The 10,432-nt window shown below is 38.5% G+C and carries 14 protein-coding genes; all 14 read right to left on the bottom strand.

Translation table 11 applies throughout. The annotated features are described in order from the left end of the window. Positions 1-221: 221 nt before the first annotated feature. Entirely contained in the window at positions 222-638 is a 417-nt protein-coding gene (locus HMPREF9078_RS06915; RefSeq protein WP_002674193.1) for a CBS domain-containing protein, read from the bottom strand. Between the two features lie 278 nt (positions 639-916). Next, positions 917-1,174, bottom strand: coding sequence for a hypothetical protein (locus HMPREF9078_RS06910; protein WP_009419979.1), 258 nt, complete (start codon positions 1,172-1,174; stop codon positions 917-919). Continuing rightward, the gene (locus tag HMPREF9078_RS06905) at positions 1,155-1,466 is read right to left on the bottom strand and encodes a co-chaperone YbbN (RefSeq protein ID WP_009419978.1); all 312 of its coding nucleotides are present in this window, start codon (positions 1,464-1,466) and stop codon (positions 1,155-1,157) included. The genes HMPREF9078_RS06910 and HMPREF9078_RS06905 overlap by 20 nt, the downstream gene beginning before the upstream one ends. A 131-nt stretch (positions 1,467-1,597) precedes the next feature. Then, the gene (locus tag HMPREF9078_RS06900) at positions 1,598-2,233 is read right to left on the bottom strand and encodes a peroxiredoxin (protein WP_002674187.1); all 636 of its coding nucleotides are present in this window, start codon (positions 2,231-2,233) and stop codon (positions 1,598-1,600) included. Between the two features lie 117 nt (positions 2,234-2,350). Continuing rightward, entirely contained in the window at positions 2,351-2,569 is a 219-nt protein-coding gene (locus tag HMPREF9078_RS06895) for a YgjV family protein (RefSeq protein ID WP_009417104.1), read from the bottom strand. Then, entirely contained in the window at positions 2,569-2,751 is a 183-nt protein-coding gene (locus HMPREF9078_RS06890; RefSeq protein ID WP_009409979.1) for a hypothetical protein, read from the bottom strand. The genes HMPREF9078_RS06895 and HMPREF9078_RS06890 overlap by 1 nt, the downstream gene beginning before the upstream one ends. A 14-nt stretch (positions 2,752-2,765) precedes the next feature. Beyond that, positions 2,766-3,338, bottom strand: coding sequence for an LPS export ABC transporter periplasmic protein LptC (gene lptC, locus HMPREF9078_RS06885; RefSeq protein ID WP_009419977.1), 573 nt, complete (start codon positions 3,336-3,338; stop codon positions 2,766-2,768). A gap of 5 nt (positions 3,339-3,343) precedes the next feature. After that, complete coding sequence (locus tag HMPREF9078_RS06880; protein WP_034543159.1) at positions 3,344-4,687, bottom strand: tetratricopeptide repeat protein; 1,344 nt, start codon at positions 4,685-4,687, stop codon at positions 3,344-3,346. A 14-nt stretch (positions 4,688-4,701) separates the two neighbouring features. Continuing rightward, positions 4,702-5,982 carry a hypothetical protein gene (locus tag HMPREF9078_RS06875; RefSeq protein WP_009419975.1) on the bottom strand — a complete coding sequence of 427 codons (1,281 nt, stop codon included), beginning with the start codon at positions 5,980-5,982 and terminating at the stop codon, positions 4,702-4,704. Between the two features lie 6 nt (positions 5,983-5,988). Continuing rightward, positions 5,989-6,753, bottom strand: a complete 765-nt coding sequence (locus HMPREF9078_RS06870) for a type III pantothenate kinase (protein WP_009419974.1) — start codon at positions 6,751-6,753, stop codon at positions 5,989-5,991. Positions 6,754-6,824: 71 nt separating this feature from the next. Then, complete coding sequence (locus HMPREF9078_RS06865; RefSeq protein ID WP_009419973.1) at positions 6,825-7,979, bottom strand: FtsX-like permease family protein; 1,155 nt, start codon at positions 7,977-7,979, stop codon at positions 6,825-6,827. Positions 7,980-8,096: 117 nt separating this feature from the next. Further along, positions 8,097-8,807: a Fic family protein gene (locus HMPREF9078_RS06860; RefSeq protein WP_009419972.1), complete on the bottom strand. Its 711-nt coding sequence runs from the start codon at positions 8,805-8,807 to the stop codon at positions 8,097-8,099. A 1-nt stretch (position 8,808) separates the two neighbouring features. Beyond that, positions 8,809-9,816 carry a virulence RhuM family protein gene (locus HMPREF9078_RS06855; RefSeq protein ID WP_009419970.1) on the bottom strand — a complete coding sequence of 336 codons (1,008 nt, stop codon included), beginning with the start codon at positions 9,814-9,816 and terminating at the stop codon, positions 8,809-8,811. A 41-nt stretch (positions 9,817-9,857) separates the two neighbouring features. Then, the gene (gene rbfA, locus HMPREF9078_RS06850; protein WP_009419969.1) at positions 9,858-10,250 is read right to left on the bottom strand and encodes a 30S ribosome-binding factor RbfA; all 393 of its coding nucleotides are present in this window, start codon (positions 10,248-10,250) and stop codon (positions 9,858-9,860) included. Between the last annotated feature and the right edge of the window lie 182 nt (positions 10,251-10,432).

The following is a 10,432-nucleotide window of genomic DNA, read 5'->3' as shown; positions in this document are numbered from 1 at the left end:
AAGCTAACCCCACCCTTCTTACACCCTTTTTTCACCAAAATTCCTCTCAGCTACCTTTTGAATTTCTCCGTTTCATTCCGCTTCCTCAGATGTGTCACTTTTAGGGGTACACCCTCCGCTGGTGCGAGCTTGTAGCTCGTACCCCATTTTCTAATTCTCTCATTTTCTAATTTACTAATTTTTCCCGCCTCTGTGGCTCACACCGTCTGTATGGTTCACACTTAGTATTGTTCCAAAAGATATTTAATAAGGTCAGTGGTTGTAACCAACCCCACTAACCTGCCATTATCCACCACCGGTATAGAGTGAAAACTTTGGTCGGCTAGTATTTCAGCCACTTCTTTAATCGAGGTATCAGCGCTTACCGTAAGAGGTGTTTTAGCCATAATCTGCGGAATAGTATACATATCATACACCACCGAAGTAACCTCCTCTTCGCCATCAGTCATATCAGCAAAACTAATGCGCAAAAGGTCAGAATAGCTTACGATACCTATAAGCTTATCTCCTTCTACCACAGGAATATGGCGAATATTATGCTTCTTAAACAGTCGCTCAGCCTCATAAAGCGATTGAGTAGGAGTAAGAGTTACTAACTCCTTACTCATAATTTGTGATACAGGTACTCTTTGTTTCATAATATATATGTTTTTAAAATGAATAATTCCGTTTTGTAGTTAAATTACCCTACAAAGGTAGTTATAAAAGAGATATAAAGCAAAGTGTTTAACAAATATTTAACGTTCTAACATACCTCAACTCCTGAGCTTTCACAGCTTACTTTAACTCAAACTGATGTTGCGTCGGTCTAATCTTTCTTCGCCTTACCTTCGGAAGTATATAAAATAGAAAAAGCCGTTCAGATTTCTCTGAACGGCTCTTTCGTTTCTAGTTAGTGAAAGAAATAATAATAATTTTACTTGTCAATAGACCCTACTACACGCTTCATAAAGCTGTTAAGGGCGTCTTTCTGTGGAGTACCCTGTTTAATCATATTGTCCACCTCGATAGCTCCGTAGAAGTTGGAGAGCAATTCGCCTATTACGTCTAGCTCCTCATCTTTGAGTTGCTCACATTCAATGAGATTTTCGAGCGTTTCTACCGTCTCATTTACGTAATCTTGGTCGTTTGCCTCAATAAATTTAACGATGTGTTTAATTACCGGTAATCTCATCTATAAATTGCTTTAAGAGTTCGGCTTTATTCGTTTGTATTTGGTTCACCAAAGTACCGTTTTTAAAAGCAGCGAAGGTAGGCAAATTATCTACTTTGGCTAATTTGCGTGACTCTGCGAAAGCTTCAGCATCTACATAAATAAAAGTAGCATTAGGAGTTTCGCTGGCATACTTTTTAAACTTTGGTTTCATTATCTTGCAATTACCACACCATCCTGCGCCGTATTGTACGAATACAAGAGGGTTAGAGGCTATTATTTCTTGCAAGTTATCTTGGGTAAGTTCTGTCATTATAAAAATAAAATAGTGATGAGTTTTTTAGTGTGTGATTTTCTCATTCTCGTCCCCCTCTCATAAAGAGAAGAGGGGGAGAATGAGTTCCTTACAATGATCAAGTTATCTATAAGAGTGTTGTTTATTTTTTAGTGAGAAGCTAGGTAGCTGGCTACTCCTTTGCGGTCGGCGTGCATAGCCTCTTTACCTTCTTCCCAGTTAGCAGGGCATACTTCTCCGTGTTGTTGTACGTGAGTATAAGCATCTACCAAACGCAAATATTCTTTTACATTGCGCCCTAATGGCATATCGTTAATGCTTTCGTGAAATACTTTTCCCGTTTCATCAATAAGATAAGTAGCACGGAAAGTTACATCATCACCTTCAAGAAGATAAGCATCAGCTGTTTCGTCGTAAATTTCACGAGAGTCGAGAATACCTAAAATACGAGCGAGGTTGCGGTTGCTATCAGCAAGGATAGGGTAAGTTACGCCTTCTATGCCTCCATTGTTTTTAGGAGTATTGAGCCAAGCAAAGTGTACTTCGGGAGTATCGCAAGAAGCACCTATTACTTTCACATTGCGTTTCTCAAACTCAGCCAAAGCTTCTTGGAAAGCGTGAAGTTCAGTAGGGCATACAAAGGTAAAATCTTTAGGATACCAGAAAAGGAGAACTTTCTTTTTGTTGTTCACAGCTTCTGAAAGCACGTTTATTTTGAATGTATCCCCAAGGTCGCTCATAGCATTCACTTCGATATTGGGGAATTGTTTTCCTACAAATGACATATAATATTGTGTTTTGTTTTACGGGTGCAAAAGTAGGGTGTTTTTGTATAGGAAGAAACGGTTTTTTATTGAAAGATTTTATATGAAGATAAATAATAATTATGCAAAGAAGTTCTTTTATTTCTTCTTGCGCAATTCTCGCCAAATATATACTATTTGTACTATTATTAAAAAGCTGTTAGGCAGTATCACCGGAATACTATTGATTAAGTAACCGTAAACAACAAAGAGAGCACACCCTACCAAATTAGTAAGGCGTATATACACAAGATTATCTTTAATCAAAAAGCTGAGCACCACAAATAGTGAAGCAGCATAACCAATAATATCAATCATTATTTTTTGCGTTTAAGTCGGGTTTGACGTCTGAACCAAAACATTGCCAAGGCTCCCAAAGCAAAGGCGATGTACAAATACCACTGAGTGCGGTCAGCAGTGCCCCACAAGTTATAAACTTCATAGGCACAGTAAAGAGCGATTGCCAAATAGGCATATTCAAAAAATATACGTGCGTTCATATTATTTTATATTGTTATTCTTCTTCGTTATCTTCAATAGCTAAGATACCTGTAGTTTTATGCGCTTTTACAGTCGAAAATTTCTTGTCGAAATCCATACCTATACCATTAGTAACAGTACCTTTAGTTTCATCGGTAAAACTAAATTCTCTATCGGTAAAAATCCAATCTTCTTTTTGGTCCCAAAAGAGCTGAGATGTTTTTAGCTTCTTACCGTCATAAGTAGTGAGTACTACATTGTCGCGCAGTTCTACCATATCGGAGCTCGGATAGATAATGCCGTAGTTAGCTTCTACGATATTTTTATGTCGTGCTTGGTCGTAAAACTCTACTTTCACCCCTTCTGGGAATTCAGAGTACGGCATACGCTGATTGGTAAAATCTTTATTTAATTTACTGGTAACAACAGCAACCACCTTAGTAGAATCGGTGTATACAAGTTTAAAATCATAGGCTTCTCCTTGCGGGAATTTCTTTTGAATGCTCAGCTGTTGGAGATTGCGCATATCGTTATTACACGAAAAAAGCATTGCCATACTCATTAGTACGGCAATACTTTTCGTAATATCTAAAATCAATACCTTCATATGTATTACAAACGTGGCACTGTGATAGATTGTCCTATCCAGCATTTAAAAGTAATGTTTTTACCTGCTAAACCAGATTCAAATACATCTACTTTTGAAGGAGCTAAAGCATCGTAACGAGCAGCTAAACTTTCCAAACCTCCTTTACGAGCAGTTTTAGCAGCTAACCAATATACGGCTCTTTTTTCAAAAGGAGTACTACCACATTCATTAGCTGAGCTTGCGTAGGCGTGCGCCATAATACGATAAGCGTCGGAGTTTGAAGGGTTGTAAGAAAGTGCTTTTTGAGCATAGGCAACCGCTTGTGCTTTGCTGTGTTTAGAGGCGATACGAATGAGCAATTTTGATTTCTTAAAGTTATCTGTCTCTAAGTTCACTGACTCATTGTAATACTGAATAGCTTTGGCAGAATTTCCTGCTTTGTCATTCATTACCCCTAAATAGTAAGCTGAGTTTGCTGACGGTTTTACGTTGTGCAATGAGGTTACGATTTTCACGAATAGAGGGTCTTTGGTACAATCTTTATCGGACATTTTACCTGCTGCACGGCGTAACCATTCTTCATTGTTCTTATTTGCCTCAAAGTTCTTGGTGTAAAGAGGAATAAGGTTTTTACAATCAGCAAGCTGACCGAGTTTAGCATCTACACTCTCTGCAATAGTTTCGTAGTTATCTACGCGTTTACGACAACCGTCCAAGAGCCTTTTGTCTTTTTCGCTAAGAGTACCTGCTTCTTCTTGAGCTAAATACTTGTTGATAGTTTCAGAAAGCTCATTCTTTTCGTCTTGAATTTTATCGGATACGTTGTCATAAGCATCGAATACTTCTTGCAATTCTTTTTGTCCTTTTTCGTGTAAAGAAACTAATTCAGAGAAGTACAAGTACAGAGCCTTTTCGTTTTTAAAGTTAGCTTTATCTTCGGTAAAGGCTTTGTGCAAAAGGTCGTAAATCTCTTTATCGGTTCCTATTTTTTCATCGAACATCAAGAGGGCTTGACGAATACGCATTTCAGTAGCTGAAAGACGTGCAGGGAATGTTTTGTTATAATCGGTATAGAGTTGTAACAATTCTTTGGCATTTTGAGTCTTTTCAGCACCTGTGGTTGTATTCATTTTGTCTTGCAAGATGCGTTCGCCATAGGCAAAGGTAGCATAGTGTAAAGAAGGGCATTGGGTATATACTTCCTTCCATACAGGATAAGCCTCTTTGTAATTTTTGGCTTTGGCATACTCACTAAATATAGAGAGTTTTTGCTTTAATTCTTCGTTGTTTTTGCAATCTTGTGCTTGTGCATAGGCAGCATAAAAGAAACTTGCAACTACTGTGGCTAATAAAATTCTTCTTCTCATTCTTTGTTTGTTTTTTATTGATATTTTGTTCGTTGGAACCACTTATCGTTTAAAGTGAAACCTATTTTTAAGTTGAAATAATTTTCCTTTACTAAATTGGCTGAGGTAGTACCTCTTATGCCGTATTCTCCCACAAGGGTAAGATTTGAAAATCCTTTTACGGGTAAACTAAGTCCAAAAGACGTGCCAAAGTCGTTTATGTTTTCGTTATTGAGCACAATTCCTGTATTTTCATAGCGCAAACCTATACGGTAGGTTACTCTTTTCCAGTAACTTGAATAGGAATTGTAGTTAGGAATCCAAAAACCTCCTAAGGCTATTTTGTATCCGTCGGTATAACTGACATTGGTGGTAGTAAGGAACGGATTTGAAAAAGCATTTGTATTGGCATAGGTATATTCAATCCCTGTAAACCATTTTTGGTGTTCTCCTAAACCTAATCCAAACTCTATTTGAGTGGGTAAGGTGAGTGAGGTATTTTTGAGCCCTAAGGCTTCTAAATCTAAAGCATGTGTTTCGCGTATTGCCAATTGTGGTGCGGAACGCCTGTTATTTCCTGTTACATAGCCTAAGGTAGAGATATTGCGTTGGTTTTCAGAAGACAGTTTGCTTTGTGGTGTATATACCAATGAGGTATACAAACGCAAGCGGTGTTTCAAAGTCTCTTCGTAATACAAACCTAAGTTAAAAGCACCTCCTTTTAGGCGTGATTTGCTAAACTCTTGGGTATAGAATTGTACATCTTTTTGTTGCAAGAGGTCGGTCATATCAATGGTTCCAAAGTTATAACGGAAAGAAGCTCCTAAACTGAATCCGCCGAATATCTTTACCCCAGAGGAAAGAAAAAACTGATTCACATTTCCTTTTCCTTCAAACTGGTTTACTGTTTCACTTGTGGTGTGCTTCAGTTTATAACCTACTGATGAGTAAGGCACCAACCCAAACGATACCCCAAAGTTTTCGAGAATAGGGAACCCGAGTGTAAAATAATCGAAGGCGGAGGATTTAGTACCTATTTTTGTTTCATTTGTAACAATATTTTTGCTTTGCATTGTAAATCCGGCTGAAAAAGCGGTGAATTTTAAGTGTGAAAGTGAGGCAGGATTCTGCATATTGATACGAGTAGAATCGGCATAAACACCAATTCCGCCCATAGCACTTTCCTCGGCTATACCGTTAAAATTGCGTTCACCGACTCCGTAAAAAGAGTAAGGCGACTCAGTAGTTTGTTGCGCAAAACTCACGTAAACGGCTGTAAATAAAGCACTAATAAGTGTGATTAGTTTCTTGTTCATAAATATTTATCCAATATTAGTAACGTGTGCCTCTCCTTCTTTTGTTTGATATTCTAAGATGGCATTGAGCCCTTCGAGCAACACGTATGAGCCTGCAAATATCTGATTTTTTATTCTTTCTTGCAAATAATTTTGATTACCCCCTGTTAAAATAGAGATAAGCGAAGGGAATTTTGCTTCGTATTTTTTAATCACTCCCTCGATTTCACACACCACATTGTGATAGACACCTGAGAGCATACAGCTTTCGGTAGTATTTCCTATAAACTGTTCAGTATCAAAAAACTGTTCGGATACTAATGGCAGTTTGGAAGTAAAATGGTGCATCGCTTTTAGGCGCATTGCTATGCCTGGGGCGATAGCTCCCCCGAGGTACTCTTTTCTATCGGTAACTATATCGAAAGTAATGCAGGTTCCCGCATCGATAATGAGTACGTTGCGGTTGGGGAAACGTGTCACCGCACCTGCTACCAGAGCCAAACGGTCGATACCTAACGAGTGAGGGGTTGCATACTTATTGACGAAAGGCACAGGGGTTTCAGCTGTGAGGTATAACACATCTGGCAGGAGTTGTTCTAAGAAAGAGAAACGCTCTTTAACCCCAGTTACCACCGAAGCGATGATGCAATGAGTTACCTCGTTTAAAGGTACTTTGCTTAAAAAAGATTCTTGAAAACCCTCTTTGGCAAAGGAAAGAAAGAATGTTTGTATTCCTTTTTTGAACAGCGCTACTTTTATGGACGTATTACCTTCGTCTATTATTAAATTCATTTTCAAAAATCATTGGGTGTGTGATTGTCCTGCAATAATTGCGCCAAAAAAAGAAGGTCTCCTGTTTCCTTTTATTTTACTCGTACTCGTGAGGAAGCTACTAATGAGGCTAAAACGCCCAAAACTACAATGGTAGCCAATACAATGAGTACATTTAAAGGAGTAATAGCGACAGGGTAGGCTAAGGTAGGGCTTATCATTACAAACTCGAAATGTTGTTGTAAAAGGACTACCGCAACGCCTAAGGCAATACCTATCAGAGCGCCGATTACCGATGCCATAGTGCCTTGCCAGAAGAATATCTGTCGCATTTGTTTTTCGTTCATACCGAGCGCATAGAGCGTTTGCAGGTCGTCTTTCTTGTCGAGTATCATCATAATGATAGCACCTACGAGGTTGAAAAGTGCAATGATGAGTACCAAGATGAAAATCAGATACACAGCTATATTTTCGGTATTGAGCATACGGTAAAGCGCATCGTTTAGCTGTGCGCGGTTTTTCACTACTACAGGCTCTTGAAAGAGTTGTGAGAGCTGTTCGGCAACTTGCTTTTCATTAGCATTGGGGGCTAATTTCACTTCTATCGCTGAGACCTGCCCCTTACTTAGCCCCAATAAGAATTGGGCTTCGTCTAAGGATGAAAATACGTATTTCTTATCTAATTCTTCCGTGAGTTGGTAGATGCCTTGTACTACTGAAAAGGCTTGACGGTAGGGCATTGGGTCGTTTAGGATACTGCCTTTGCCTGCCTTGGGAACTACTATTTGTAGAGGGGAAGAACCATCGAGGAGATTTAAACCGAGATTATTGAAAATAGTAGCGCCTACTATCACACTGGGAGGTGAGAGCTCCCAATTGCCCAGCACGAGGATACTATCGACATCGTTTACTTTGGGATACTCAGCATCTACTCCCTTGATATAGGCGATGTGGTTTTTTTGGTTGTGAGTGAGAAACACCTGTTCTTCTAACACTTTGGTAAAGTGAGCTACCGATGAGAGTTGGCTTAATTTGAGCGTATCTTGATTGGTGAGTGATAGGTATTTGCCTGTTTTAGGAAACACTTTTAGGTCGGGGTCGAAAGTAGAGGAGAAGGAAAGCGTAAAGTTTTTGAGACCTGCAAAGCCGGCGAGCACAATAAAGAGGGCTGCACCACCCAACACCACCACAAAAGCCGTAACCCTATTGATGATGTTGATAACGTTCTGCAAACTTTTGGCGAACATATAACGCCTTGCTATGTAGAAAATTGAAGTCATTGTTAATGATTAGTGATTAATGGTTAGTGGTTAATGAAAAGTGCAAAGATATGGAGTAATTAGCAAAATGGCAAAATTTGGGAATTAGCAAATTCTAAAATACGCCATTACTGCCTTGTACTCATCTTGTGCTGTTAAGCAAGTGTCGAGCAAAAAGCCTTCTGTTTGTTGCCAATTTTGTAGCCCGCGATAGTAGAACCAACGGAGTTGTTCGGTAATGATAAAAGGAACTATGTTGTTAGCTAAACATTCTTTAAAGAGCAACAAACGCCCTATGCGTCCGTTGCCGTCTTGAAAGGGGTGAATGGTTTCAAAACGCCAATGAAAATCGACCAAATCACGAAAGGTTTTGGTTTGTTTTTGGTGGTAATCGGCTAACAAAGCGGTCATTTCCTGTTCTACATTTTCAGGCAGAGTGGTGGCATTGCCTCCTACTTCGTTAGGTAGTTTCTTATAGTCGCCTATGGCAAACCAATCTTTATTGCTATCGGAAGTATCTGCTTTGAGAATGCCGTGAAAGGTTTTAATCATCTCTTGGGTAAGAGGTTCAGTAGCGCATTCCAACATTGCATCAAAAGCTTTAAAATGATTAATAGCTTCGAGAATATCATCAATTTTTACCGCTTGTTCTGTAATGCCAATGGTATTGGTTTCGAAAATATAGCGCGTTTGCTCGTGTGTGAGTTGGCTACCTTCTATATGATTGGAATTATAGCAAAAATCTATTTGAGTGCGGTGATAAATACCGCCCTTTAGCTTTGTTTCTTTCTCTTGTAATAATTGTTTTAAAAGCATTTTATTTCTTTAATAATTTAGCTGTGTTCTTTTCTAATACTTTTAAACTCTCTAAATATGATTCTTCAATAGGTGAAAGGGTTCTGGCTTCATAAGTGCGGTATTCTCGTGTTGCTTTTTTCTCGGCTTCGTCGTGACTAATAGATCCCGCTCCTTTTAATACGCCTTTGCCATAATTGGCTGAAAATTTATCTAATTCATCTACCCAATCTTGCATATACATAGGACTTTGTGTTTGTGCTTTAAGTTCAGCCAAATCAAAAAAAGCTGAAACAAGACGATTTAGACGGAATAATTCTTCTTCAGTGAGATAGTTTTTAGCGATTTTAGCTTCGTTCAAAGTAGGTAATGCTCCTTTAAAAGTAGTGAGTCCCATAAAATCTTTGGTACTATCAGCTCTGTTATAAATGAGTTCAGCTGAAGTTTGCAGGCTACTGGCGTAATGCAGTTTGTTTTGTACTACTTTGAAAAAAGTGAGGGTTGTTTCACTTTTAGAGTCGTAATCTTTACTGGTAGCATACAAATCTAACACTTGGCGGTATAAAGCTTTTTCACTTGAACGAATATCGCGAATTCTATTGAGTAGTTCTTTCCAATAATCACCTCCTCCATTGCCTTTGAGGCGCTCATCGTCCATCGTAAAACCTTTTATGATGTATTCTTTCAGTCGTTGTGTTGCCCATTGGCGAAAGCGAGTAGCAATACTACTTTTTATCCGATAGCCAACAGAGATAATCATATCAAGATTATAATAATCTAATTGTCTTCTAACATCTCGGGTACCTTCTTTTTGAACTGTCAAGAATTTCTTGACAGTTGAATCGGGTATAAGTTCTCCTTCTTCAAATATATTCTGAATGTGTAAACTTATATTTTGTTTGGAAGTGTTAAAAAGCTCAGCCATTAATTGTTGTGTAAGCCATACGGTATCCTCTTCAAGTCTTACATCTATTTGGGCTGAACCATCTTCTCGCTGATAGAATAAGATTTCTCCTTTTTGGTTTTCCATTTTTTGCAGGTTAAATTAGCAAACTTTTATTTTTAATATTTTTACGTCATTTTTCTTTTGTAGAGTAAGTCTCGGTTTTCGATGGGGTTTTCTTCCTCTTTGAGGGATTGCTCGATACCTTCGATATATTGCAAAGAATCGTCGATATAAAAATACAACTCGGGCATACGACGGAATTGGTGTTTGGTGATTTGCGACAGTTCGTGCTTGATGAGGGGCGCATTGGAGGTTACGCCTTTGAGTACCTCAGTTGCCTTTGCTTCTGGGAATACACTGAGGTACACCTTGGCTACTGATAAATCGATTGTTACATTTACTTTGGTTACCGAGATGAGTAGGTTTTGTTGCCCTGCATCGCGTATGGATTGCTGCAACACTTTGGCTAATTCTTCTTGAATAATGCCTGCTATTTTCTTTTGTCTGTTGTTTTCCATTAGTTTGTTTATTTATGGTGCAAAGATAGGGAATAATACTGATAATACCAAAAATGCCAAAAGAGCGGTAAAAATTAGGAAATTAGGAAATGAGAGAATTAGGAAATTAGCAGATTAGCAAATGGAGTAAATGTCAATAATACCACTAATCAACTTTGCCAAAGTTTCAAACTTTGGCAAAG

It is taken from the genome of Capnocytophaga sp. oral taxon 380 str. F0488, assembly GCF_000318255.2.
GTDB classification, from domain to species: domain Bacteria; phylum Bacteroidota; class Bacteroidia; order Flavobacteriales; family Flavobacteriaceae; genus Capnocytophaga; species Capnocytophaga ochracea.
This window is presented reverse-complemented; position numbering and strand designations above follow the sequence as displayed.

Bases quoted from the DNA above. Each gene is read 5' to 3' on its own strand.
- HMPREF9078_RS06900 (WP_002674187.1), bottom strand. From the start codon at position 2,233: ATGTCATTTGTAGGAAAACAATTCCCCAATATCGAAGTGAATGCTATG.
- HMPREF9078_RS06880 (WP_034543159.1), bottom strand. From the start codon at position 4,687: ATGAGAAGAAGAATTTTATTAGCCACAGTAGTTGCAAGTTTCTTTTAT.
- lptC (WP_009419977.1), bottom strand. From the start codon at position 3,338: ATGAAGGTATTGATTTTAGATATTACGAAAAGTATTGCCGTACTAATG.
- HMPREF9078_RS06905 (WP_009419978.1), bottom strand. From the start codon at position 1,466: ATGACAGAACTTACCCAAGATAACTTGCAAGAAATAATAGCCTCTAAC.
- HMPREF9078_RS06915 (WP_002674193.1), bottom strand. From the start codon at position 638: ATGAAACAAAGAGTACCTGTATCACAAATTATGAGTAAGGAGTTAGTA.
- HMPREF9078_RS06875 (WP_009419975.1), bottom strand. From the start codon at position 5,982: ATGAACAAGAAACTAATCACACTTATTAGTGCTTTATTTACAGCCGTT.
- HMPREF9078_RS06870 (WP_009419974.1), bottom strand. From the start codon at position 6,753: ATGAATTTAATAATAGACGAAGGTAATACGTCCATAAAAGTAGCGCTG.
- HMPREF9078_RS06895 (WP_009417104.1), bottom strand. From the start codon at position 2,569: ATGATTGATATTATTGGTTATGCTGCTTCACTATTTGTGGTGCTCAGC.
- HMPREF9078_RS06860 (WP_009419972.1), bottom strand. From the start codon at position 8,807: ATGCTTTTAAAACAATTATTACAAGAGAAAGAAACAAAGCTAAAGGGC.
- HMPREF9078_RS06910 (WP_009419979.1), bottom strand. From the start codon at position 1,174: ATGAGATTACCGGTAATTAAACACATCGTTAAATTTATTGAGGCAAAC.
- rbfA (WP_009419969.1), bottom strand. From the start codon at position 10,250: ATGGAAAACAACAGACAAAAGAAAATAGCAGGCATTATTCAAGAAGAA.
- HMPREF9078_RS06890 (WP_009409979.1), bottom strand. From the start codon at position 2,751: ATGAACGCACGTATATTTTTTGAATATGCCTATTTGGCAATCGCTCTT.
- HMPREF9078_RS06855 (WP_009419970.1), bottom strand. From the start codon at position 9,816: ATGGAAAACCAAAAAGGAGAAATCTTATTCTATCAGCGAGAAGATGGT.
- HMPREF9078_RS06865 (WP_009419973.1), bottom strand. From the start codon at position 7,979: ATGTTCGCCAAAAGTTTGCAGAACGTTATCAACATCATCAATAGGGTT.